Annotated in this window: 18 protein-coding genes and 1 tRNA gene; 10 read left to right on the top strand and 9 right to left on the bottom strand. The window is 71.6% G+C overall.

The window, feature by feature from the left end:
* Positions 1–14 precede the first annotated feature (14 nt).
* The 4 genes from rsmA to metG all read right to left on the bottom strand — a co-directional run bounded on the left by rsmA (position 15) and on the right by metG (position 5,229).
* Entirely contained in the window at positions 15–977 is a 963-nt protein-coding gene (gene rsmA / locus ABD241_RS00095; protein WP_344057233.1) for a 16S rRNA (adenine(1518)-N(6)/adenine(1519)-N(6))-dimethyltransferase RsmA, read from the bottom strand.
* A gap of 126 nt (positions 978–1,103) precedes the next feature.
* Positions 1,104–2,246 carry a resuscitation-promoting factor gene (locus ABD241_RS00090; RefSeq protein WP_344057232.1) on the bottom strand — a complete coding sequence of 381 codons (1,143 nt, stop codon included), beginning with the start codon at positions 2,244–2,246 and terminating at the stop codon, positions 1,104–1,106.
* 194 nt (positions 2,247–2,440) lie between these two features.
* Complete coding sequence (locus ABD241_RS00085) at positions 2,441–3,322, bottom strand: TatD family hydrolase (RefSeq protein WP_344057231.1); 882 nt, start codon at positions 3,320–3,322, stop codon at positions 2,441–2,443.
* Positions 3,319–5,229 (bottom strand): methionine--tRNA ligase, encoded by a 1,911-nt coding sequence (metG, locus tag ABD241_RS00080; protein WP_344057230.1) that lies wholly within the window; start codon positions 5,227–5,229, stop codon positions 3,319–3,321. The genes ABD241_RS00085 and metG overlap by 4 nt, the downstream gene beginning before the upstream one ends.
* A 64-nt stretch (positions 5,230–5,293) precedes the next feature.
* Here metG and ABD241_RS00075 point away from each other — a divergent pair, with 64 nt between their 5' ends.
* The gene (locus tag ABD241_RS00075) at positions 5,294–5,728 is read left to right on the top strand and encodes an SRPBCC domain-containing protein (RefSeq protein ID WP_344057229.1); all 435 of its coding nucleotides are present in this window, start codon (positions 5,294–5,296) and stop codon (positions 5,726–5,728) included.
* Positions 5,729–5,811: 83 nt separating this feature from the next.
* Here ABD241_RS00075 and ABD241_RS00070 read toward each other — a convergent pair whose 3' ends face one another.
* Entirely contained in the window at positions 5,812–6,237 is a 426-nt protein-coding gene (locus ABD241_RS00070) for an OsmC family protein (RefSeq protein WP_344057228.1), read from the bottom strand.
* Between the two features lie 142 nt (positions 6,238–6,379).
* Positions 6,380–7,210 (bottom strand): 16S rRNA (cytidine(1402)-2'-O)-methyltransferase, encoded by an 831-nt coding sequence (rsmI, locus tag ABD241_RS00065; RefSeq protein WP_344057227.1) that lies wholly within the window; start codon positions 7,208–7,210, stop codon positions 6,380–6,382.
* Between the two features lie 168 nt (positions 7,211–7,378).
* Here rsmI and ppc point away from each other — a divergent pair, with 168 nt between their 5' ends.
* On the top strand, positions 7,379–10,216 hold the full coding sequence (gene ppc / locus ABD241_RS00060; RefSeq protein WP_344057226.1) for a phosphoenolpyruvate carboxylase: 2,838 nt from the start codon (positions 7,379–7,381) through the stop codon (positions 10,214–10,216).
* A 155-nt stretch (positions 10,217–10,371) separates the two neighbouring features.
* Here the strand turns inward: ppc and ABD241_RS00055 are convergent, their stop codons facing one another.
* Positions 10,372–11,349, bottom strand: a complete 978-nt coding sequence (locus ABD241_RS00055; RefSeq protein ID WP_344057225.1) for a helix-turn-helix transcriptional regulator — start codon at positions 11,347–11,349, stop codon at positions 10,372–10,374.
* Between the two features lie 61 nt (positions 11,350–11,410).
* Here ABD241_RS00055 and ABD241_RS00050 point away from each other — a divergent pair, with 61 nt between their 5' ends.
* Together ABD241_RS00050 and ABD241_RS00045 are read left to right on the top strand one after the other, a co-directional pair.
* Entirely contained in the window at positions 11,411–11,986 is a 576-nt protein-coding gene (locus ABD241_RS00050; RefSeq protein WP_344057224.1) for a DinB family protein, read from the top strand.
* Between the two features lie 14 nt (positions 11,987–12,000).
* Positions 12,001–12,609 (top strand): DinB family protein, encoded by a 609-nt coding sequence (locus ABD241_RS00045; protein WP_344057223.1) that lies wholly within the window; start codon positions 12,001–12,003, stop codon positions 12,607–12,609.
* Between the two features lie 418 nt (positions 12,610–13,027).
* Here ABD241_RS00045 and ABD241_RS00040 read toward each other — a convergent pair whose 3' ends face one another.
* Complete coding sequence (locus ABD241_RS00040) at positions 13,028–13,765, bottom strand: dienelactone hydrolase family protein (protein WP_344057222.1); 738 nt, start codon at positions 13,763–13,765, stop codon at positions 13,028–13,030.
* Between the two features lie 81 nt (positions 13,766–13,846).
* On the opposite strand from ABD241_RS00040, the gene ABD241_RS00035 reads away from it, so the two are divergent.
* The 6 genes from ABD241_RS00035 to ABD241_RS00010 all read left to right on the top strand — a co-directional run bounded on the left by ABD241_RS00035 (position 13,847) and on the right by ABD241_RS00010 (position 24,114).
* Positions 13,847–14,695 (top strand): CPBP family intramembrane glutamic endopeptidase, encoded by an 849-nt coding sequence (locus tag ABD241_RS00035; protein ID WP_344057221.1) that lies wholly within the window; start codon positions 13,847–13,849, stop codon positions 14,693–14,695.
* A 79-nt stretch (positions 14,696–14,774) separates the two neighbouring features.
* Complete coding sequence (locus tag ABD241_RS00030; protein WP_344057220.1) at positions 14,775–16,370, top strand: dolichyl-phosphate-mannose--protein mannosyltransferase; 1,596 nt, start codon at positions 14,775–14,777, stop codon at positions 16,368–16,370.
* 79 nt (positions 16,371–16,449) lie between these two features.
* A complete protein-coding gene (locus ABD241_RS00025; RefSeq protein ID WP_344057219.1) occupies positions 16,450–21,804 on the top strand; it encodes a PKD domain-containing protein in 5,355 nt (1,784 codons plus the stop codon).
* 121 nt (positions 21,805–21,925) lie between these two features.
* Positions 21,926–22,001 (top strand) — tRNA-Ala (locus ABD241_RS00020).
* 906 nt (positions 22,002–22,907) lie between these two features.
* The gene (locus ABD241_RS00015) at positions 22,908–23,876 is read left to right on the top strand and encodes an alpha/beta hydrolase (RefSeq protein ID WP_344057218.1); all 969 of its coding nucleotides are present in this window, start codon (positions 22,908–22,910) and stop codon (positions 23,874–23,876) included.
* Between the two features lie 43 nt (positions 23,877–23,919).
* The gene (locus tag ABD241_RS00010; protein WP_344057217.1) at positions 23,920–24,114 is read left to right on the top strand and encodes a hypothetical protein; all 195 of its coding nucleotides are present in this window, start codon (positions 23,920–23,922) and stop codon (positions 24,112–24,114) included.
* A 371-nt stretch (positions 24,115–24,485) separates the two neighbouring features.
* On the opposite strand, the gene ABD241_RS00005 is transcribed toward ABD241_RS00010, so the two are convergent.
* Complete coding sequence (locus tag ABD241_RS00005) at positions 24,486–24,674, bottom strand: hypothetical protein (protein ID WP_344057216.1); 189 nt, start codon at positions 24,672–24,674, stop codon at positions 24,486–24,488.
* Positions 24,675–25,047 lie beyond the last annotated feature (373 nt).

Below are 25,047 nucleotides of genomic sequence, written 5' to 3'. Positions count from 1 at the left end.
GGCCTCTAGGCGACTCAGGAGGAATGTCCTCGGCGGCGAGGCCGGGGCTCGGCGGGACCGACACCGGCCGGCCGGGCCTCCGCGATGCGGGCGAAAGCCGTGATGTCGAGCTGCTCGCCGCGGGTGCGCGGGTCGATGCCGGCCGTCACGAGCGCCTGCTCCGCGGCGTCGGCGGATCCGGCCCAGGAGGCCAGCGCGGCCCGGAGGGACTTGCGGCGCTGCAGGAAGGCGGCGTCGATGCAACGGAAGACGTCCTCGCGGCTGGCGGTCGTCTTCGGGGGCTTGCGCCGGCGCAGCGACACCAGGCCGGAGTCGACGTTGGGCGCCGGCCAGAACACGTTGCGACCGACGCGCCCGGCCAGCTCGACGTCGGAGTACCACGCGGCCTTGAGGCTGGGAACGCCGTAGACCTTGCTGCCCGGCCTGGCCGCGAGCCGCTCGGCGACCTCCAGCTGCACCATGACGAGGACGCGCTCGATGCTCGGGAAGTGCTGCAGGAACGACAGCACGACCGGCACCGAGATGTTGTAGGGCAGGTTGGCCACGAGCGCCGTGGGGTCCGGGCCGGGCAGCTTCGTGACCGTCAGGGCATCGGCCGCCACGAGCCGCAGCTTGTCGGCGTTGCCCGGCTGCAGCGTGCGGACGGTCTCCTCGAGCGCGCCCGCGAGCCGCGGGTCGACCTCCACGGCCGTGACGTGCTTGACGACGGGGAGCAGCGCCAGGGTGAGCGAGCCCAGCCCGGGGCCCACCTCGACGACGACGTCCTTGGGGCCCACCCCTGCGACACGGACGATCTTGCGCACGGTGTTGGCGTCGACGACGAAGTTCTGGCCCCACTGCTTGGTGGGTCGCACCTCGAGACGCTCGGCGAGCTCGCGCACCTGCGCCGCGCCGAGGAGCGCGGCGTCGTCGACCTGCGCGGCGTCGTCGACCTGGGCGACGTGCCTGCCGGCGCCCCCGGCGTCCTTCTTCGTCATGCGCTCACCCTATGGCGTGCGCCCGGGGGCGTATGCCGCCCGGCGCGCCCCGCGGAGCACGGCGAGGCCCCCGACCGTTGGGTCGGGGGCCTCGCTGCTGCAGGGGAACCGGCGGGAGCCGTCAGCTCACGCCTTGCACTGCCACTGCGAGATGCCGTTGTCGGCGTACACGCGGTTGGCCACGGTGATCTGCTGCTCGCGGCTGGCCAGGTCCGCACGGCTGGCGAAGTCGCCGCCGCCGTAGGCGAGCCAGGTGGAGGTGAGGAACTGCAGGCCGCCGTAGTAGCCGTTGCCGGTGTTGATGTGCCAGTTACCGGTCGACTCGCACTGGGCGATGCTGTCCCACATCGCTGCACGGGACAGGTCGAGGCCGGCGCCCGAGCTGGAGCCGCCGCTCGGGGCCGGCGCGGCCGCGGGCGTCGGGGCGGGGGCCGGGCGCGTCTTGGTGCCGACGAGCACGATGCGCTCGACGGGGGCCTTGGTGACCTTCGAGGCGATCTCCGTGGTGGAGACGACCTTGCCGTCGACGACGTTGGTCCGGACCGTCACGGTGCGCACCCCGGCGACGCCGGCCTGGGCCACCTTGGTCTGGTCGGTGTAGAGGTCGCCGGTCGGCTTCTTCGTCGTGCCGAAGGCGATGGGCCGCGTGACCTGCTGGTCCTTGGTCTGCACGCGCTGCACGGCGATCTTCGTGCCGGTGGTCAGCGGCGTCGTGACGGGCGGGTTCACCTTGTCGGCCTTGCCGAGGCGGACGTCGAGCTGGGTCAGGGCCTCACCGACGGTTGCCGCGGCGATGGTCTTGGTGACGGTCTTGCCGTCGACGGTGAGGGTGACGGCCTTGGGCGTCACGACCGTGACGGCGAGCCCCTGGCGGCCGATCGTCTGCGAACGCGACACGGACAGGCGCGCCCCCTCGCCGCGGACGCCGAGCGCCAGGAGCGCCCCGTCGACCGTGGTCTCGGTGGTGCGCAGCTCACGCGTCTTGCCGTCGACCGTCAGCTTGAGCATGCGGGCGTACTTCACGGTGATGGTGTCACCGTCGTGGACGGGCGCGTCCGCGGCCGGGACGACGACGTCGCCGGGCTTGACCGAGATCCCCTGCTTGTCGAGGACGTCACCCACGGTGCTGGCGAAGACGTGCGCTGAGCTTGCGGCGCCGTCGACCGAGAGGTTGACGGACTTGTCGAGCTGGGTTGCGCCGACCGCACCGGAGGTGAGGACGACGGCCGCGCCTGTGGCGGCCAGGATCTTGGCGTTGCGAGAAATCAAGTCACTCCGAACGTCGAACTATCCGGATGCGACGCGCTCTCGAACCATCCACCTCACACCCTCGGGAGGTGGGTCGATGCGGGGCAGCAACCGGCCAACAGTCGCCCACCCTGACCGACAGACCATGGAAAGGTCAAATTTCGGTAACGGACCGCGCGTCCGTTGGGCAGCCCACCGGCGCGTGCGGTATGCGGTCAGGCGCCCTGGGTCGGCGGCGTGGATCCCCATGCACCGTAGACCCGCTCGCTGTTCTCGGACACCGCGCGGCAGAGGGTCGGGACGTCGAGGTTGAGCACGCCGGCCATCGCCCGGATGGTGACCGGGACGAGGTAGGAGGCGTTGGTCGCGCCGCGATGCGGGGTCGGGGCGAGGTAGGGCGCGTCGGTCTCGACGAGGATGCGCTCGAGCGGGACCGCGGTCAGCGCGTCACGCAGGTCGCGGGCGTTCTTGAAGGTGACCGTGCCTGCGAAGCTGAGGTAGTAGCCGCGCTCGACGCACTCGCGGGCCATCGCGAGGTCGCCGGAGAAGCAGTGCAGCACCGTGTGCTCGGGCGCCCCCTCCTCCGACAGGATGCGCAGCACGTCGTCGTGGGCGTCGCGGTCGTGGATCTGCAGGGCCTTGCCGAGCCGCTTGGCCAGGTCGATGTGCCACCGGAAGCCGTCCTGCTGCACGGCGATCCCCTCGGGGCCGGTGCGGAAGTAGTCGAGGCCCGTCTCGCCGATGACGCGGACGCGGTCGTGGGCGGCGGATGCCTCGACCTCGGCGTAGGCGTCGTCGAGCGTGCCGGCAGCTGCCAGACGCGGAACCTCGTTCGGGTGCAAGGCGATTCCGCCGAGGATCTCGTCGTGTGCCTCGATGGCCTTCAGGGTGAAGCGGATGCCGTCGAGGTCGCAGCCGACCTGGACGAGCCGCGTGACGCCGACCTGGCGGGCGCGCCGGATCGCCTCGTCGACGTCGAAGGGCTCGTCCCCCTCGCGCGTGATGTCGAGGTGGACGTGGTTGTCGACGACGTCGATCGGCAACGGGTCCGGCAGGGTCTCGGGGAGGCCCCGCTGCCCGGAGGAGCCGGGGCTCATGCGGACCCGGGCGCGCTGCTGCCGACGCCCTCGCCGGCGGCGTGCCTCGGCTTGCCCATCTTCGGGGCGGCGAGCGGGTCGGTGTGGTGACGGGTGCCACCGCGTGCCGCGTCGCCGAGGCGCGACCGCTCGTCCTCGATCACCTGCTCGGCATCGAGCTTGGCGAAGACACCGGACGGCTTGGCGATCGGCGTGCCGACGACGACCGGACGTGACTCCCAGCGCGGGGTCGAGGAGTACTCCCCGGTGATGACGGGGTAGCTGCGGGTGTCGTCGTCGAGGTCGCGCACCACCTCGAGCCGCGGCATCGGCATGAACTCGCCCTCCCCGCCGAGCACCGCGTGGACGCGGTTGGCCGCGTGCGGCAGGAACGGCGAGATGAGCGTGTTGATGTCCGAGACGGCCTGGGCCAGCGTGTGCAGGACGGTCGAGAGCCGCTCGCGCTCGTCGTCCCCCTTGAGCTTGAACGGCTCGGTCCTGCTGACGTACGCGTTCGCCTCCCCGACGACTCGCATCACCTCCGCGAGCGCGGCCTTCTGGCGGTGCCGCTCGAGGGACGCGCCGACGGTGGCGAAGGCACCCCGCACGGTGGCGAGCAGCTCCTCGTCGACGGGCAGGGCGGCATACGCCCTCGGGATCTCGCCGAAGTTCTTCGCGATCATGGCCGCCGTCCGGTTGACGAGGTTGCCCCAGCCGGCGACGAGCTCGCTGTTGTTGCGTTGGACGAACTCGGCCCAGGAGAAGTCGGCGTCCTGGTTCTCGGGGCCGGCGGCGCAGATGAAGTAGCGGATCGGGTCGGGGCCGTAGCGGGCCACGATGTCCTGGACGTAGATGACGTGCTTGCGGCTCGTCGAGAACTGCTTGCCCTCGAGGGTCATGAACTCGGAGGCGACCACCTCGGTGGGGAGGTTGAGTTCGCCGTACGGTCCGGGCTCGCCGCCCTTGTCGCCCTTGCCGGCGTAGCCGAGCAGCTCGGCCGGCCAGATCTGGCTGTGGAAGGTGATGTTGTCCTTGCCCTGGAAGTAGTAGGACACGGCCGACGGGTCGTTCCACCACTCGCGCCAGCGCTCCGGGTCACCGACCCGGCGGGCCCACTCGATGCTCGCCGAGAGGTAGCCGATGACCGCGTCGAACCAGACGTAGAGGCGCTTGGCCGGGTTGTCCTCCCAGCCCTCGAGCGGGATCGGGATGCCCCAGTCGATGTCGCGCGTCATGGCGCGGGGGCGGACGTCCTTGAGGAGGTTCTTGGAGAACTTGATGACGTTGGGGCGCCATGTGCCCGAGGCCTCGCGCCCGTCGAGCCACTCGCCGAGGGCACCGGCGAGCGCCGGGAGGTCGAGGAAGAAGTGCTGGGTCTCGATGAACTCCGGTGTCTCGCCGTTGATCCTGCTGCGCGGGTCGATCAGCTCGTCGGCGTCGAGCTGGTTGCCGCAGTTGTCGCACTGGTCGCCGCGGGCCTCGGGGAAGCCGCAGATGGGGCAGGTGCCCTCGATGTAGCGGTCGGGCAGGGTGCGGCCCGTCGAGGGGCTGATCGCGCCCTTCGTCGTCTGCTCGATCATGTAGCCGTTGGCGTGGACCTGCCGGAACATCTCCTGCACCACGGCGTAGTGGTTGCGCGTCGTGGTGCGGGTGAAGAGGTCGTAGGACAGGCCCAGGTCGGTCAGGTCCTGGGCGATGACGGCGTTGTACTTGTCGACGAGCTCCTGCGGCGTGAGGCCCTCCTCCTCGGCGAGGACGAGGATCGGCGTGCCGTGCTCGTCGGTGCCGGACACCATGAGGACGTCGTGCCCCGCCATCCGCATGTACCTGCTGAAGACGTCGGAGGGCACGCCGAAACCGGCCACGTGGCCGATGTGGCGCGGGCCGTTGGTGTACGGCCAGGCGACGGCAGACAGGACATTGCTCATGGGAGGGATCCTAGGCGGGCGCGAAGTCGGGACGGCAGACGGCCTGTGGCGGTATGACAGACGGATGACTGGTCATGTTGCACACGCGTCGGTCACGGTCGACGCCACGCCGGAGCGGGCGTGGCACGCGCTCACCGACCCGGACGCGATCCGGCAGTGGATGGTCGGCACCGAGGTCAGCACCGACTGGCAGGTCGGCAGCCCGATCACGTGGCAGGGGGAGATGAACGGCACGCCCTACCGGGACAAGGGCGAGGTGCTCGAGGTCGACGCGCCCCGTCGCCTGTCCGTCACGCACTACAGCCCGCTGATGGGGCAGGAGGACCGGCCGGAGAACTACCACACGGTCACCTACACGCTCGAGCCCCACGGCGACTCCGGAGCGACGACGGTGACCCTCGAGCAGGACGGGAACGTGTCGCAGGAGCAGGCGGAGCAGTTCTCGCAGAACTGGCAGGCGATGCTCGAGGCGTTGAAGTCGGCCGTCGAGAACGGCTGAGACGTTGGGGCCGTACAGCATCGGCGGACACGGCGATCGGCGCCGACCCGAGTGGGCCGACGCCGATCGCCGTGGCGCGGGGCTCAGCCCAGGCGCGCCTCGAGCGAGATCGGGACGGCCTTGAGGGCCTGGCTCACCGGGCAGTTGGCCTTGGCGTCCTCGGCCGCGGCCTGGAAGTCCTCGGCCGACATGCCGGGCACGTCACCGACGACGCTGAGGGCGATCTCGGTGATGCCGGTACCGGGAACGAACGTCACGTTGGCCGTGGTGTCGAGCGTGGTCGGCGGCGTGCCGGCCTTGGCGAGCCCGTTGGACAGGGCCATCGAGAAGCAGGACGAGTGGGCGGCCGCGATGAGCTCCTCGGGGCTCGTCCTGCCATTGGCCGACTCCGCCCGCGAGGGCCAGTTGACGTCGTAGGTGCCGATGCCCGAGCTCTCCAGGCTGACCTGGCCGGAACCCTCGAAGAGCGAGCCCTCCCAGTGCGTGCTGGCGGTGCGGGTGGTAGCCATGCCGTGCTCCTTCGCTGTGCTGTGGTCACGGGCGGGCGTCGTGCCCACCTCAGTTCGGGGAACCACAGGAGCCTTACCCGCGATTCCCGCTGCGGCAAGCGGTTCGCGGGTCGAGACGCCGCTGCGCGTGGCGCGGCGCCGGTCAGCGCGCGGCGAGCGAGGCGTCGTAGAGCGCCTTCTTCGACAGCCCGGTGGCGGACGCGACGTCGGCCGCCACGTCCTTGAGCCGCTCGCCGGCGTCCACCCGAGCCCGTATGCCGGCGACGGCCTCCTCGAGGGAGGGCACCTTCCGCTCGGCTCCGGCCACGACGACGGTGATCTCGCCCTTGACGCCCGCCTCGGCCCAGGCGACGAGCTCCTCGAGGGTGCCGCGGCGCACCTCCTCGTAGGTCTTCGTCAGCTCCCGGCACACGGCGGCGCGGCGGTCGGCCCCGAAGGCGTCGCGCATGGCGGCGAGCGTCTCGGCGAGGCGGTGGGGTGCCTCGAAGAAGACGATGGTGCGCCGCTCCTCGGCGACCTCCGCGAGCACCCGTGCCCGCTCCCCCGGCTTGCGCGGGAGGAAGCCGTCGAAGCAGAACCGGTCGACGGGCAGGCCCGAGACGGCGAGGGCCATGAGGACCGCGCTCGGTCCCGGGACGCAGGTCACGGGGACGTCGGCCTCGATGGCGGCGGCGACGAGGCGGTAGCCGGGGTCGGACACCGACGGCATACCGGCGTCGGTGACGACCACCACCCGCTCCCCCGCGACGAGGCGGGCGACGAGGTCCGGGGTGCGGGAGGCCTCGTTGTGCTCGTGGTAGCTGACGACGGACCCGCTCGGCGTGACGGCGAGCTCGGTCAGCAGCCGTCTGAGCCGGCGGGTGTCCTCCGCCGCGACGACGTCGGCGGTGGCGAGCTCCTGGGCCAGTCGGGGGGCCGCGTCCCGCGGGTCGCCGATCGGGGTGGCCGCGAGGACGAGGGTGCCGGTGCTCATGGCGCCATCCTCGCAGGCCCGGCCCGTCCCGCCGTCGTGCCGCGATCCCGTGGCCCGGCTCCATCGGCAGTCACCGCCCGGGTCTGCGGAGTGCGTGCGGTGTCCAGATCGCGTCCCCCATCGTGGACGGGTAACCAATCCGAAACCTCTTCGCGGTACCACTGAGGCATGAGCACCCAGGGCCGCACCACGACCGAGCAGCTCCTCGAGGCCGACCGCCGCCAGCCCGACGTCGCCACGTTCGCCTCAGGCGTCTCGTCCGCGTCGCAGCACGCGGCGCTCCGGGCGTCGGTGCGCCAGCTCGGCACGCTCCTCGGCGAGGCGCTGACCCGGCACGAGGGCCCCGAGCTGCTCGCGCTGGTGGAAAAGGTGCGCGGCCTGGCGCGCGAGCCGGAGGACGACGAGCTTCGCGCGCTGCTCGAAGGCGTCGACGCGCCCACCGCGGTCGTGCTGGCACGCGCCTTCACCGCGTACTTCCAGCTCGTCAACGTCACCGAGCAGCTGCACCGGTGGCAGGAGCTCAGCGCCGTCGACGAGGCGCCGCTCGCGGCGACGGTCCGGCGCATCGGCGAGGCGCTCGACGCCGGCAGCCTCGACCGGGAGGAGCTCGGCGACGTGCTCGGCCGGCTCGAGTACCGCCCCGTCTTCACCGCCCACCCGACGGAGGCCACCCGCCGCACCGTCCTCAACCTGCTCCGCCGCATCGCCGTGACGGTCAGCGAGCTCGAGGACCCTCGCCGTCCTGCGTCCGAGGGCCCGCGCGCGGAGCGCCGCCTCGCCGAGCTCGTCGACATGCTGTGGCAGACCGACGAGCTGCGGATCGTGCGCCCCGAGCCGACCGACGAGGCCCGCACCGCGATGCACACGCTGCGCTTCCTCGCCGACCAGGTGGTGCCCGACCTGCTCGCCGAGCTGGACCGCACCCTCGCGGGCATCGGGGTCGAGCTGCCGCCCTCGGCGCGCCCGCTCCGCTTCGGCGCCTGGGCCGGCGGCGACCGCGACGGCAACCCCAACGTGACCCCCGCGGTGACCCTCGAGGTCATCGGCATGCAGCACGACGCGGGGCTCGCCGAGCTCGTCGAGAAGCTCGACCACATGCTCCACGAGCTGTCGTCGTCGACGCGCTTCGTCGAGGTGACCGACGCGCTGCGCGAGAGCCTCGAGCGCGACGCGGTGGCCCTGCCGGTGACGTATGACGCCGTGCGCCGGCTCAACGCCGAGGAGCCCTACCGGCTCAAGCTCAGCTTCATCCGGGTGCGCCTGCTGCGCACCCGGGACCGCCTCGACCACGGCACGCCCCACGAGCCGGGCCGTGACTACGCGACCTTCGACGAGCTGCTGCAGGACCTCGTCCTCATCCGTGAGTCGATGCTCGCCGGGGGCGACGAGCTCACCGCCGACGGCGCGATCCTGCGGCTCATCCGGGCGGTGGTCGCCACGGGCATGGGCCTGGCCACGCTCGACGTCCGGGAGCACAGCGCCAAGCACCACGCGGCCCTCGCGGAGCTCTACGACCGCATCGGCGAGCTGGACACGCCGTATGCCGACCTGGACCGTCCCGCACGCATCGCCCTGCTCTCGCGGGAGATGGGCTCGCGCCGCCCGCTGACGGGCCTCGGCGTCCACGCTGTCGGTGAGGCCGCGCAGGCGTCGCTGTCGCTCATGACCGCCATCGGGCGCGCGCTCGACACCTACGGCCCAGAGACCATCGAGACCTACATCGTGTCGATGACCCACGACGTCGACGACCTCTTCGCCGTCGTCGTCCTCGCCCGCGAGGCCGGCCTGCTCGACATCGGCACCGACACGACGCCGGCCACGGCCCGGATCGGGTTCGCCCCGCTCTTCGAGACCGTCGCCGAGCTCGAGTCGGCCGGTCCCCTGCTCGACGCCCTCCTGTCGGACCCGTCGTACCGCCGCGTCGTCGCGGCCCGCGGCGACGTGCAGGAGATCATGCTCGGCTACTCCGACTCCTCCAAGGACGCGGGAATCGCCGCCTCGCAGTGGCAGATCCACCGGGCCCAGCGCGCGCTGCGCGACGTCGCCCGCCAGCACGGCGTGGTCCTGCGCCTCTTCCACGGCCGCGGCGGCTCGGTCGGACGCGGCGGCGGCCCGACCGGCGAGGCGATCCTGTCCCAGCCCTACGGCAGCCTCGACGGCCCGATCAAGATCACCGAGCAGGGCGAGGTGATCAGCGACAAGTACACGCTGCCGGGGCTGGCCCGCTTCAACCTCGAGACCGCCCTTGCCGCAGTGCTCGAGGCGTCGGTCCTGCACCGCCACTCGCTGCTGCCGCGCGACGTCCTCGACGGCTGGAACGGCACGATGGACCTCGTCGCCGGCCGCGGCCAGGATGCGTACCGCGGGCTCGTGCGCGACTCCCGGCTCGTCCCGTTCTTCGTGTCGGCCACCCCCGTCGACGAGCTCGGCAAGATGAACATCGGCTCGCGCCCGTCCAAGCGCCCCGGCGGGACCGGCGGCCTGGAGGACCTGCGCGCCATCCCGTGGGTCTTCGGCTGGACGCAGTCGCGGATCATCCTGCCCGGCTGGTTCGGCGTCGGCTCGGGCCTGGCCGCCGCCCGCGAGGACGGACGGGACAAGACGCTGCGCGAGATGTACGGCTCGTGGGCCTTCTTCCGCACCTTCCTGTCGAACGTGCAGATGACGCTCGCCAAGACCGACCTCGACATCGCGGCCGGCTACGTCCGCACGCTCGTGCCGGACGAGGTGGCCGGCGTCTTCGACACGATCCGCGAGGAGCACGCCCGCACCGTCGAGGAGGTGCTGCGCCTGACCGGCCAGAAGGAGCTGCTCGAGGCCTCACCGGTCCTGCGCCGCACCCTCGAGCTGCGCGACAGCTACCTCGCCCCGCTGCACGCCCTCCAGACTTCGCTGCTGGCGCGGTCGCGGGCCGTGCCGGAGGAGGCGGAGCCCGACGCCGACGTCCAACGGGCGCTGCTCCTGACGATCAACGGCATCGCCGCCGGGCTGCGCAACACCGGCTGACCGCGTATGCCGCCCGGCTCGAGACTGCGCCCCGGCGCAGTTTCCGGCCTGCATCCCGCCCCGACCCGCACCCAACTGCGCCATGGCGCAGTCTCCGGTCACGGTCTGGGCCTGATGACGAACCGAGGTGCGCCATGGCGCACTTCCCGACGCGATCAGCTGGTGGCCGAGCCGCCCGTGGCGCGGAGCATCCGGGCGGCCTGCTCTCGCATGACCTCGCGCAGCTCGGGCGGCTCCAGGACGGTCAGCTCCCACGGCAACGCACCCAGGTGCATCGCAATCGCAGCGAGGTGGTTGCCGCCCGCCTCGAAGATGCAGCGGTCGGGGCCGTCCGCTGTCACCGTGCCCACCGAAGCCGGAATGTGGTTGTCCACCAGCGCTTTCGGCGCCTCGATGCGCACCCGCGCCATGTGGTCGTAGGCACCTCCGGAGATCGACCGCCGCACGTGCTCGGCGGCGTCCGGGGCCTCCCGCGGGGTGAAGCGCCAGCCGTTGCTCCGCGCCTCCGCCATCCGGTCCAGCCGGAAGATGCGCCAGTCGTCGCGGTCGAGGTCGAAGGCGAGGAGGTACCACCGCCGGCCCGTCGCGACGAGGCGGTACGGCTCGACCCGCCTCTCCCCCGAACCGCGCGGTCCGGCATACGCGAACGTCACGCGCTCGGTCTGCCGGCAGGCGCGGGCGAGCAGCAGCAGCGTCGTCGCGTCGACGGGGACGGCGCCGCTGTCGAGGGTCACGGTCGCCTCGTGGATCGCCTCGACCTGCGCGCGCAGCCGGCCGGGGAGCACCTGGTCCAGCTTGGCGAGCGTGCGCACCGCCGCCTCGCCCAGGCCCTCGACGGTGCCGCCGGCGGCGAGCCGCAGGCACACGGCGACGGCGACCGCCTCGGTGTCGTCGAGGAGCAGCGGCGGGAGGCGGCGCCCGGCGCCCAGCTGGTAGCCGCCGCCGGCACCGTGGGCGGCGTTGACCGGGTAGCCGAGGTCTCGGAGCCGGTCGACGTCGCGGCGCACGCTGCGGGTGGTGACGCCGAGCCGCTCCGCCAGCTCCGTCCCGCTCCAGACGGGCCGGCTCTGCAGGAGGTCGAGCAGGCGCAGCACCCGGGCGGTGGTTCCCGTGCCGTCGGACGACGAGGACATGCCCCCAGTGTGGCAGGCTCTGCGGACAGGACCTGTCCTATATGCCGAGGATGCTGGAGGCATGACACCGACACAGACCTCCATCGACTGGACCGCCCTCCTCCTCGACCAGGCCGCCTGGCACTGGACCAACCAGCTGCGCCCGCGCCTCGACGGGCTCACCGACGAGGAGTACCTCTGGGAGCCGACGCCCGGCGCCTGGAACCTCCACCCTCGCGGCCAGGGCACCACCGAGCTCCAGGGCGGCAGCGGCGAGCTCACGATCGACTGGGCCTACCCCGAGCCGGTCCCCGCCCCGGTCACGACGATCGCCTGGCGGCTCGCGCACGTCGTCGTCGGCGTGCTCGGCGCCCGGGTGCACAGCCACTTCGACGGACCCGCGGTCGACTACCTGACGTTCCCGTATGCCGCGACCGCGCGGGGAGCGCTCGAGCAGGTCGACGAGGCCTTCGCCGCCTGGACCGCCGGCGTGCGGGGCTGGGACGTCGACGCGCTCGCCCAGCTGTGCGGGCCCAGCGAGGGTCCGTGGGCCGAGCACTCCCGGGCCGAGCTCGTGCTCCACATCAACCGCGAGGTCATCCACCACGGCGCCGAGATCGCCCTGCTCCGTGACCTCTACGCCCACCGCAACGACTGAGAGCGGAGACCGCCATGGCAGCCCACGTCCCACCCGTCGCCGACGAGCGCGAGAGCCTCATCGCCTACCTCGACCAGCAGCGCGACGCGTTCTTCTCCGTCTCCTTCGGGCTCACCGAGGAGCAGATCCGCCTGGCCCCGACGGCCGGCACGCTGAGCATCGGCGGGCTCGTCAAGCACGTCACCACCTGCGAGCGCGGCTGGACCGAGCGGATGGCCGCCGCGCCACAGGCCCCCGCCCCGCCCGACACATCCGTCGCGGACCAGGCCCGCGCGTGGGGCGAGGACTTCAAGGTCACCGACGACGACACGCTCGAGTCCCTGCTCGCCGCCCTGGCCGCTCAGGGCGAGGTCACCCGCAGCGTCCTGCGCGCGGCCGATCTCGGTGCGCCGGTGCCGGTCCCGCGCGACGCCCCGTGGTTCCCCCGCGACGTCGAGGCCTGGTCGGTCCGGTGGGTGGCCATGCACCTCGTCGAGGAGCTGGCCCGGCACGCCGGTCACGCCGACATCGTGCGCGAGTCCATCGACGGCGCCACGATGTACGAGCTCGTGGCGGCGCGGGAAGGCTGGCCCGAGACGCCGTGGCTGCGGCCGTGGCGCCCGGCGGCCGGCGCGGAGATCTGAGGAGGATCCCACCCCCCCGCGGCCGGGGCATCCTCCGACGTCGATCGCACCGGACAGGCGAAGGGCCCTCGGGAGTATGAGTCCCAAGGGCCCTTCTGGTTGATCGGTCGTTGGTGACTCTCCCGATCGACGTCTCCTCGACTCCGGTCCCGGCAGCCTCGTCACCGGCTGCCGCGGTGAGTCGCCCCACCGGTCGGACCCTCGTCTCCGAGCCGTCCCGCTCTCCCCGGGGGGAGGGCGTACCCCAAGTTCTACCGCCGGAGGAAAGGCCCCACAAGCGGTTTCGGGAAAGTCGTCCGTCCACCTCGTCCAGGATGCCGCGGAGCAGCTCGGCCTCCGTGGCGCCCGCACCGAGCACGGCGAGCGCGACGTCCGGCGCCCGGGACCGTATGCGGCGCGCTCCACCGGGTGCCAACGGTCAGGCGTGCCCGAGGAGACGACGTCGGAGGAAGTCCGTGACGCGGTCGACCGCCTCGGGGTGCCGGTGGTCGGTCAGGGTCGCATGCCCGTGCCCCTCGAGCTCGACCGCGATGAACCCGTCGCCGAGCTCACGTCGCAGCGTCTCGAAGCGGGTGCCGGTCACCCAGTCGGCGCGATAGCGGACGCCCAGCACCGGGCATCCCTCCGCGACCCGGCGTCGGACCGCAGCCAGGTCCTCGCGGCTGAGGTTGACGTCGGCGGCGCGGCCCGGGCCGATCGGCAGCGGGGTCGCGGGCTGCGCGACGACCGGCGCGGTGACCACGGGGTCGACCATGGCCGCGAGCGCGAAGCCGCCCGTCACGCACATCCCGAGCACGCCCACGCCGGGGCCGCCCGCGGAGGCATGCAGCTCGCGTGCCAGGCTGCGGAGCCAGCGCGCGAGGGGCGCCGTCTTCCCCGTCGCGAACAGGGTGAACTCGCGGGTCAGGCACAGGCGCGGGACGACGCGGGCCGCCTCCCACGTCCGCGGCGGCGCGTGGGAGGAGCCGAACAGGTGCGGCATGACGACGGTGAAGCCGCTGTCGACGAGGTGCTGACCGATCTCGATGACCTCGGGCGTGAGCCCCGGGCTCTCGTGGATGACGACGACGCCCGGGCCGCCTCCCTGCGTGTACGTCGGGTACGCGAAGCCCTCCGCGGCGTGCTCGCCGCGACGCCAGTCGGAGAGCAGCGACATGACCGAGACGCTACGCCGCCATCGCGCCCGGAAGGGCGTCAGGCGAGGTGTGCGCTTCGGCAGCGAGGCTACGCTGGCGCCATGTCGACCCCTGCGACGGCGGAGCGTGGCCGGTTCGCCGGGCTGCTGGCGGCCTCCGACCGCGACCCGGTGCCCGCGCTCGAGCCGGCCGTCCGCCGAGGGCTGCGCTGGGAGACGGTGCTCGTCCTCGGCGTGAGCCTCGGCTCCTCGGCCGTCTACGCCGTGCTGAGCATCATCGAGAAGCTGACCAGGCCGGTCCCGCTGTCGCAGCAGACCACCGCGATGAACCAGTCGGCGACGCCCGGGCGTCCCTGGCTCGACCTCGCGTACCAGCTCGCCGGCATCGTGCTCCCGCTCGCGGCGGTCGCGCTGGCGCTCTACCTGCTGAACCACGTGCGGCGCCCGTCCCCCGACGTCCGGGCCGGGCGCTTCGTCGGGCTCGACCGGCGCGAGCCGGGCCGCGACCTGCTCCGCGGTGCCGGCCTGGCCGCGCTCATCGGCATCCCGGGGCTCGGCTTCTACTTCCTCGCCAAGGCCATCGGCATCAACACCCAGGTGGCAGCGGCCAACCTCCAGCCGGTGTGGTGGTCCGCGCCCGTGCTCGTCCTCGCCGCCGTCGAGAACGCCCTCCTCGAGGAGGTCGTCATGGTCGGCTACCTCTTCACCCGCTGGCGCCAGACCGGCTGGGCGTGGCCGCTGGTCATCGGCCTCTCGGCCCTGGTCCGCGGCAGCTACCACCTCTACCAGGGCTTCGGCGGGTTCGCCGGCAACATCGTCATGGGGCTCGTGCTCGGGCTCGTCTTCGTGCGCACCCGCCGCGTCATGCCGCTCGTCGTGTGCCACGCGCTGCTCGACACCGTCGCCTTCGTCGGCTACTCGGTCCTCAAGGCCCGCGGCGTCGCCATCTGAGGGCGCCGCCGGAAAGGCCGGCCCCCCACCGTCGGCACGGCGAGCGCCCGACCCAGCGACACTGCATACGATGTCGCCCATGAACTCGGCCCGGCAGGTGCGCGCGCGCCTGCTCGGGGACCCGGCCGACGACTTCCGCCTCCCCCGGCGCACCGCGGGCCGCATCGCCTGGCTCGGCTGGGCGGGGCCGCTCTTCTTCACGCTGGTCGGCGGGTTCATGCGCTTCTGGCACGTGGGCGCGCCGCACCAGCTGGTCTTCGACGAGACGTACTACGTCAAGCAGGGCTGGTCGATGGTCCTGTACTGGTTCGAGATGAAGAACGACCCGACCCTGCAGCAGGCCAACCAGGTCGACCAGCACTTCACCGCCAACGACCCGATGGTCTACGGCACCGAGGGTGACTTCGTCGTCCACCCGCCGGTCGGCAAGTGGCTGATCGGCTGGGGCGAGGTGCCCTTCGGGATCCTCAACTCCTTCGGCTGGCGCTTCGCCGTGGCCCTCGCGGGGACGATCTCGATCTTCATGCTCGGGCGGATCGCGCGCCGCCTCTTCCGCTCGGACCTGCTCGGCACGGTCGCAGCGGCCCTGCTGGCGTTCGAGGGGCACCACTTCGTGCACTCGCGCACCGGGCTGCTCGACATCTTCGTCATGTTCTTCGGGCTCGCCGCCTTCGGCGCGCTGCTCATCGACCGCGACCGGGCCCGCGAGGTGCTCGCCCGGAAGGTGGGCGACCGTGCGCGAGCCGCGACCTCGCGCCTGGGCCCGTGGCTCGGGTGGCGGCCGTGGCGCTGGGTCGCGGGCCTCATGCTCGGCCTGTGCGCCGGCGTGAAGTGGTCCGGGCTCTACTTCCTCGTCGCCTTCGGGCTGCTCACCGTCCTGTGGGACCTCGGCGCCCGGCGTGCCGCGGGTGTGCGCGGCCCGACGGCTGGGTGCTTCGTCAAGGACGCGCCGTACGCGTTCGTGCAGGTCGCGCTCACGGCCGTGGCCACGTACGTGGCCAGCTGGACCGGCTGGATCCTCAGCAAGGGCGGCTCGTTCCGCACCTGGGCGCAGGACAACCCGGACACGCCGTACACGTGGCTGCCCGACTGGTGGCGCTCGCTGTGGGCCTACCACCAGCAGATGTACGCCTCGACGCAGTCGATCACCTCCTCGCACCCCTACCAGACCAACCCGTGGTCGTGGCTCATCCAGGGGCGGCCGACGTCCTTCTTCTACGAGGGCCCGAAGAAGGGCGCCGACGGGTGCCTCGTCGACCAGTGCAGCAAGGCCATCACCTCGATCGGCACCGTCTCGATCTGGTGGGGCGGGACGCTCGCGATCTTCGTGCTGCTCTTCATGTGGGCGCTGCGCCGCGACTGGCGCGCCGGCGGCATCCTGTGCGCGCTCTTCGCCGGCTACCTGCCGTGGTTCTTCCTCGGCAACCGCACGATCTACTCGTTCTACGAGGTGGCGTTCGTCCCCTACGTCGTGCTCGCCTGCGTCTACGTCCTGGGGCTGGTCATCGGTGGTCGTGACGTCTCGGTGACGCGACGACGCATCGGCTACGGCGTCACCGGTGCCTTCGTGCTGCTCTCCATGGGGCTCTTCGCCTTCTTCCACCCGATCTACGTCGCGGACGTCATCCCGCTGTCGGAGTGGCAGGCCCGGATGTGGTTCCCCAGCTGGGTCTGAGGGACTACACCCGTTTACGTAGGAGCTGCTCCTCTTCGCGTAGGTCGACCGCCTTGTCTCGCGACCGTAGCGTCGCCCCATGAACGCGGGGTCGCCGACAACTCGTGCCAGGCGCCAGCACCGACCAAACCGGTGGCTGGCGCTTCTCCTTCCACCCGCGCTGCTCATCGCGCTGGCGCTGCTCCTGGGGTCATCGCCCTCGGCGAGCTGGGCCGACACCGCGGTCGACCAGGTGCACTACACCTTCACAGGGTCGACGTCGGTGGCGATCGACTGGCACGGCACCGCCAACGACGTGCGGTGGGGCGCCACGACCTCCTACGGCCAGAGCGCCACCGGCGTGGCGCCGGCCTGGACCCCGTGGGACTCCCCCGGCCCGTTCTGGCAGCTCGAGCTGAACAACCTGGTGCCGGGCACCACGTACCACTACTCGATCGGCGGTGGGCCAGACCTCACCTTCCACGCGCCACCCAACGACAGCTTCCGCTTCGACGCCATCGGCGACGTCGGCGACACCGTCAACTTCTCCAAGCTCGGGGCGACCCTCGACAACATCAGCGCGGACGACCCGTCGTTCGTGCTCATGGTGGGTGACCTGACCTACGCCAACAGCACGACCATGGGAGCCGTCGCCCAGCACTTCAACGACGTCATGAGATGGAGCACCCGGGCGGCCTACATCCCGGCGTGGGGCAACCACGAGTACGACGTGCCCGGGTCGGACGACCTGCGCAACTACAAGGGACGCATGCTCATGCCGCACGCCGCCGCGTCGCCGGGATCGCCGACCATCTCGGCTGGCGGCAACGACTGGGGCTGGTTCGACGCCGGACCAGTGCGGTTCATCGCCTACCCCGAGCCGTGGACCGGAGCGTTGACCGACTGGCAGTCCAAGGCTGGGCCCCTCATGCGCCAGGCGCAGGACGACCCGTCGATCAAGTACATCGTCACCTACGGCCACCGGCCCGCCTACTCGACCGGCTACCACCCCGGCGAGGCGGGCCTCGCCTCCATCCTCGACCAGCTGGGCCAGACGTACAGCAAGTACGTCCTCAACGTCAACGGCCACTCGCACGACTACGAGCGGTTCCAGCCCATCCAGGGCGTCACCCACGTCACGGTGGGCGCCGCCTCGTCGCTCGAGACACCGTGGACGAGCACCGACACGCGCACCGCCTACCGCACCTTCCACCTGTCGCACCTGCGCGTCGACGTGGGGTCCACGGGGCTCAAGCTGCAGGCGGTCTGCGACGCCTCGGCCTCCAAGGAGGACAGCACCTGCACCGCGGGCAGCGTCATCGACGAGTACGTCATCGGCGCGCCGCCGGTCCTCCCGGTCACGACCGACTTCTACGTCGACAGGACGAGCCCGGTGTGCAGCGACTCGGGCAACGGCACCTCGAGCGCGCCGTTCTGCACCATCACCAAGGGGGTGAGCCGCCTGCAGGCCGGCAACGCCCTCTACATCGGCGACGGCACGTATGCCGAGACGATCAAGCCCTCGGCCTCCGGCACCGCCACGTCGCCCATCACCATCACCGGCTGGCCCGGGCGCAGCCCTGTCATCGGCACCGGCGTCACGAACGGCGCCTACATCTCTGCCAAGAGCTGGATCACGCTGTCGAACCTGACCTTCACCGGCACGACCCTGGACGGCGTCTACGTCACCAAGAGCGACCACATCACGGTTCGGGGCAACACCGTGACCAACGCCGGTCGCAAGGCGCAGGGCGCGACGGCCCCGGGTATCAGCATCCGGGCCACCAACAACTCGCTCGTCGCCGACAACGACACGAACCACAACAGCGACACCGGCATCTACGTCACGAACACCTCGACCGGCAACACCGTGACCAACAACCATTCGGAGTGGAACGCCCAGGGCTGGCAGCGCAACGCCAACGGCATCAACCTCACGAGCCCCGGCAACACTGTCATCGGCAACGTCACCCACGACAACGAGGACAGCGGGATCCAGGTCTTCGCCGGCGGGAACAACAACCTCGTCTCCCTCAACGTCACCTACAACAACGGCGACCACGGGATCGACAACCTCAACGTGACGGGCGGCACCATCGTCGGCAACACGGTGTTCCACAACTGCACGAGCGGGATCAACCTGGAGGGGGCCTCCTCGGGCAGCTACCGCATCGCCAACAACGTCGCCGTCGACAACGCCGTCTACCCCGCCTACAACGGCATCGCGTGTGCCCGGCGCGCCGGCAACATCGGCGTCTGGGACGGCGCCCAGAGCAGCACGCTCGTCGACCACAACCTCGTCTACCTCAGCAAGAGCGGGGTCATGTACGCGTGGGGCACGACGTACACGAGCCTCGCCGCGATGCGTGCGGTGTCGGGGCAGGAAGCGGCGGGCGTCCAGGACGACCCCCGCTTCCGTGACGCCGCGGGGTGGGACCTGGCCTTGCGCGAGGGTTCCCCCGCGATCGACCGGGGTGACAGTGGTGTGCCCGGCGAGCAGTCGACCGACATCCTGGGCTATCCGCGCGTCCGAGACCCCAACGTGGCGAACACCCTCGCCGCCGGACCACGCCTCTACGACGACCTCGGTGCCTACGAGTTCCAGCCCGAGCTGCCCCCGCCGGCGCAGCCGCCCGTTGCGGACCTGTCCGTGACTCCCGCGAACGGCGTGGCACCCGTGTCGGTGACCGCCGACGCCTCCGGCTCGCTCGACCCGAACGGCCAGGCCCTGACGTACGCCTTCGACTTCGGCGACGGCAGCTCGGCGAGCGCCTCCCCGGCCTCGACCTCGACGCACACGTACACGGCGGCGGGCACCTACACCGTCACCGTCACGGCCCGGAACGCGTCCGGCCTGACCGGCACCGCGAGCCGCTCGGTCACCGTCGCCGCGCCACCGCCGCCGGTCCAGCCGCCGTCGGCAGTGCTGCTCATGACGCCGGCCAACGGCGTGGCGCCGCTGTCGGTGACCGCCGACGCGTCCAGCTCGGCCGACCCGCAGGGCCAGGCGCTGACGTACGCCTTCGACTTCGGTGACGGTACGACGCTCCCGGCGCAGGCCTCGCCGACGGCCACGCACGTGTACGCCGCCACCGGGACGTTCACGGCCACCCTCACCGTTCGCAACACGAGCGGACTCACCTCGACGACGACGGCGACGGTCAACGCCACCTCGCCGCCGGCGGTCCAGCCACCGACCGCGGCACTGACCGTGACGCCGTCGAGCGGTGACGCCCCGCTCAGCGTCTTGGCGGACGCGTCGGCCTCGAGCGACCCGCAGGGGCAGCCACTGTCGTACGCGTTCGACTTCGGTGACGGCACCACCGTGCCCTCCTCGACCACCGCGACGGCGAACCACGCGTACACGACCCCGGGAACCTACACCGTGACCGTCACGGTCACCGGCGCCTCGGGGCTGAGCGGCACCGCCGCGCGCACCGTGGCCGTCACTGCACCTCCACCCGCCACCCAGCCACCGGTCGCCTCCCTCGGGGTGACCCCCTCGACGGGCCCGGCCCCGCTGCTCGTGACGGCCGACGCCTCGCAGTCGAGCGACCCGCAGGGACAGGCGCTGTCGTACAGCTTCGACTTCGGTGACGGCGCCACCGCACCCGCCTCGACCACCGCGACCACCAGCCACAGCTACACCGCGGCGGGAAGCTACGTCGTCACGGTCACCGTCACCAACACGTCCGGCCTGACCGCCTCCGACCATCGGACTGTCGACGTCGCAGCGCCACCACCGCCGACGCTGCCGCCGACCGCGTCGCTGACGGTGAGCCCGTCGACGGGTACCGCCCCGCTGCTCGTGACGGCCGACGCCTCGCAGTCGAGCGACCCGCAGGGACAGCCCCTCTCGTACGCCTTCGACTTCGGTGACGGCACGACCGTCGCGGCGTCGGGCGTCGCCACGGCCGACCACACGTACGCGACCGCCGGCAGCTACACGGTCAGCGTCACGGTGAGCGACACGTCCGGGCTCACCGACACGACGACACGGCAGGTGAGCGCGACGGCGCCCGTCCGGCCGCCCACGGCGGGACTCTCGGTGACACCGACGACCGGCACCGCGCCCCTCGGCGTCTCGGCGGACGCGTCCGCCTCCGCCGACCCGCAGGGGCAGTCGCTGTCGTATGCCTTCGCGTGGGGTGACGGCGCGACGACCGCCGCCTCCGCGGCGGCCACGGCGACCCACACGTACACCACCGCCGGGACGTACACGGTGACGCTCACGGTGGCCAACACGTCAGGACTCACCGCCACGGCGACGCAGGCCGTCACGGTCTCGGCTCCCGTGCAGCCCCCGACCGCGTCCCTGTCGGTGACACCGTCGAGCGGCACCGCGCCGGTGAGCGTCTCCGCGGACGCGTCCGGTTCGAGCGACCCGCAGGGCCAGTCGCTGACCTACGGGTTCGACTGGGGCGACGGTGCCACCACGGCCACCTCCCCGACGGCCAGAGCGAGCCACACCTACGCGACAGCCGGGACGTACACGGTGGCAGTCGTCGTGACGAACACGTCCGGGCAGACCGCTCGCGCGACCCGGTCGGTGACGGTGACCGCGGCGCAGCCCCCCACCGCGGTGCTGACTGTGACGCCCTCCACCGGACCTGCACCCGTGACCGTCACAGCCGACGCGTCCGGCTCCAGCGACCCGCAGGGGCAGGCGCTGACGTACGCCTTCGCCTGGGGCGACGGCACCACGACTGCGGCCTCCACGACGCCCACGGCGACCCACGCCTACTCCGCAGCCGGCAGCTACACCGTGACCGCCACCGTCACGGACACGTCGGGCCTGACCGGCACCACCCAGAAGACGGTCACGGTCAGCGCGCCGCTACCGGCCTACGTGGGCTCTGTCGGGACGGCGGCCTCGTCCACGTCCGGCACGAGCGCGGCCATCACCCTGGCACCTGGTGCGAGCGTCCAGCAGAGCCACCTCCTCGTCGTGACCGTGCAGCTGCTGACGGGCTCCAACGGCACCGTGGGCGTGACCGACTCGGTCGGCAACGTCTACACGGTCGTGCGCTCCGTGTCGGCGCCGACCGGACGCCTCGTCGTCCTGACGGCGCCGGTGACGAAGCCGCTCACGGCCGGGGCGCGGATCACGGCGACCTTCCCGAAGGCCTCGACCTACCGGATGGTGGCAGACGACCTGCAGGGCGGCTCGCGACTCGACCGCGTGGCGTCGGCGACGGGGTCGACCGCGTCCTTCTCGTCCGGGACCACGCCGACGACGAGCGTCGCCCGTGAGGTGGTTCTCGGAGTGGTCGCCTCGTTCACCTCGTCCGCGAACCCGACGTGGACGTCGGGGTGGACTGCCCTGACCCCCCAGGCGACCGGCAGCACCAACCTCGGACGCGCGTACCGTGTGCCCACCTCGACCGGGACCTTCCGGGCCGACGGCACGACGTCGGGGACGTGGGCAGCACTCGTGCTGACCTTCCAGCCGTAGCGGCACGGCGCCGCGCCGGGTCCACCGGCGCGGTGCCGTGAGGTGCCGGTGGCCCCGACGCGACGCGCCCTGGGCGATTGCACGCCTCGGCTCGGCTGGTGTTATCGTTCCTTCGCACCTTGGGGCTGTGGCGCAGTTGGTAGCGCGTCTCGTTCGCAATGAGAAGGTCAGGGGTTCGAATCCCCTCAGCTCCACCAGACGGCAACCCCGTCCCACCTGCGGTAACACGCAGGAGGGGGCGGGGTTCTCTCGTTGTCATCCGCCCGTCTCCCGTCGAACCTGCGTCTCGGTGGCGGCGCCGAGGTGGCCCAGGTCGAGCGGGTGACCTTCCGCGGCGGGAGGCTCACCGGGGTGCAGGGGCAGGGCGCCCCAGACGCGGTCTCTCGTTGCCCGGCTCATCTCGGCCACCCCCTTCCCTGTTCCGGGGCGGGTGCGACGTGCAGCTAGAGCAACCCGCGCTGCATGACACACCCGGTCCGAAAGGGCGGCAACTGAAAGCTTTGTCCGAGAAGGAGATGCCGGCGCCGCGGGTTGCTCAAACGCCGGCCACGTCAGAGGTCACGAGGAAGACGGCGGACCAAGAATGTGTGTGTGGTGTGTCGCGGCTATTCGTGTGTATGGCCTCTGGCCGGGGTGGGGAGCCGACCCCCAGGGCATCAAGCCACATGTTTGTCAGGTCAGAATTATGTGTTGGTATGTCCGCACTCCCCACCATCCACACCCCAAGCGCTCCGGGACGAAGAAACACGCCGAGTGTCCGCGGGCGAAGTTTCACTCACATGGCCGATGTGAGGACGTGCTACCGATGGAAACACCTGCGAGGAGGGCGCTCGGCGAGGAAACTCAGTAGGGACGGCGACTCCTTACCTACCTGCTGAGTCGGTCGGGCGCGGGTGCCGTCGGAAGGGTTCGCCGACCCGTTTGACGCTGGCCCTTCCAGCAGCCAGCGCCCCAGACAAGCGCACGTCGCGCAAGCGGCGTCCGTCATGGAGCAGCGTGACGCGTCGGGCCCTGTGTCACCGGGCGCACAGGGGGATGCGGGACGGGCGGTCATCGTCGAAGTGGACGACCAGCGGTCGTCACGCCCTCGCAAGGAGGCCTCGATGACAACCACGACCAACCAGCGCAGGCGTCACCCCGTCCCTGGGAGCGCCGTCGCCGCCGCGGGCCTGGCCCTCGGGCTCGGGCTCACCGGCTGCACCACCGGCGCTCACCCGAACGCTGCCGGGACCACACCCACCACCCCGACCCCGGCCTCGATCTCGGCCTCGGCTCCGGCGCGTGGGACGACCCCGGCACTTATCGCGTCCGCCCCGGTCACCCTGTCCGGGGGCGAGATCGACATGGTCGTGGCGGGCCGGCACTTCCGAGCCCGCTGCGACGGCACCGGCCCGGCCATCATCGTCGTCGCGGACTACGGGCGTTCCATGGACGACGCCGGCCCCGCCCTCCACCACGTAGTCCCGCACGCGCAGGCGTGCCTCTACGACCGGCTCGGCGTGGGCCGCAGCGACGCGGCGCCGCACCTGCAGACCTTCGCCTCCCAGGCCGACGACCTCGAGGGCGTCATCACCGGGCTTGGCCTCACCCGCCCCGTCGTCGTGATCGGCGACTCCCTGGGCGCGCCCATCGCGCTCACCTGGGCGAGCCGGCACGTGAAGGACGCCCGCGCGGTGGTCCTCCTCATGCCGCCCCCTCCCGGCTTCATGGGCCCGCACGGCGCGCTGAACAGGCTCATGCCTCCGAAGAACCCGGGCGACCTCGAGCTCAGCCGCCTCTGGACCGAGATAGACCACTACAACAATCCAGCGCTCAATCGCGAGAGCCTTGACCCGCGGTCCTGGGACGAATACCTCCGGCTGCCGCCGACGTCCACGCCCCTCTACGACCTCGTAGCACCGACGCTGTCGTGGCTGGCCTCGATCGACGCGAAGAAGGTCAACGACGCCTGGCAGCAGGGTCAGAGCCGCGTCCTCAGGCTTTCCTCCTCCGCCCAGCTGATTCGCGTCGCGACGGAGACGGACTGGCCGGCGGTCCTCCAGAGGACCCTCGAACGCGCAGTCCAGAGCTGACGCCTCGCCTGAGCGTCATGGTGAGCAAGGAGGGAGAGACCCCATGGACGAGAGCACGCACCGAGAACCGGGCCAGGAGCAGCAGCGCACCGGGCGCCGGTGGTGCCGGCTGCACCTGTGGCACCGTTGGCGCACGCACCGCTACCCGAACAGTGCGGACTACGGGGCCCGGAACCAGGAATGCCTCGACTGCGGCAAGCAGCGTGACGTGCCGGTCGGTGGCGGCATCATGCCTTGACCCAGCCCTCCGGGCGAGGCGTGGAGTTCCCCGTGGAGGCGGTGCGCGGGATCGAGCATCCGAGCAGGGTCGCGGGCGCCTCTAGGGCCTGCGCCCCTGCGACGGCCCAGCCGGCCCTGCAGGGACGTGGAGGGTCAGAAGGTGAACCGGTCCAGGGGGCCGTTGCCGATGCTCGGATGATGGCGCTGGCCCCGATCCACGAGGAATGAACCAACGGACTGGCGGCCTGGATGCGCCTTGGCTTCTCGGAGGACCAGGTGCAGTGAGTCGGCACGGGGCCTCGATTCGCACAGTTCGCACTTCCGCACATGCCGCGGGTGGCGTGCGAGCGCTGCGTTACCGCTAGTACTTGGCCGCCAAAGGCTCGCGGCTCAGATGAAGCCTCCGCCGCTGGGCGAGTAGCCGCCGCCGGTGTTGCCATCGCTACGGGCTGACGTCTCTCGGGCGCTTCGCTCGTCGATGTCTGAAGCGCGACCACGGTGGCGTTGGCGCCGGTCATAGGCCATCGCCAGGGCGAGGAGAACGATGAGGCACAGAACGGCGATCACGAATCCAGTCATGTGACCCTCCCTGGGCCTGCGGCCCGCCATGAGGCCTTCTTACCAACAGCCCATGCTCCCACCGGTTCCGCCGGGCTGTCGACGAGCTGTCTGGAGTGTTGGGCTCAGCCACATTCCACACAGCGGGTCGGCCAGAACCTGCTCGCGAGCAAGGTCAAAAGTGGCCTCCGATGTCGAAAGGGCGGTCGTTGTAGGGCCCGCCATCGTCTTTCCCGCAACGAGTGCACCGGCGGAAGTACCCACCGCTCGGAGAGTGCTCCACTCGCCACCTGTGGTGGAGGTTGAGCTGGCACATCAAGGGCTTGGGCTTCACGGGTTGCGGCAACATCTGGGACCCCTTGGTGACGGCGCCTCGCAGGGCCAACGCGGTCGA

Origin of the sequence: Terrabacter lapilli (assembly GCF_039531305.1) — a bacterium.
Lineage (GTDB): Bacteria > Actinomycetota > Actinomycetes > Actinomycetales > Dermatophilaceae > Terrabacter > Terrabacter lapilli.
This window is presented reverse-complemented; position numbering and strand designations above follow the sequence as displayed.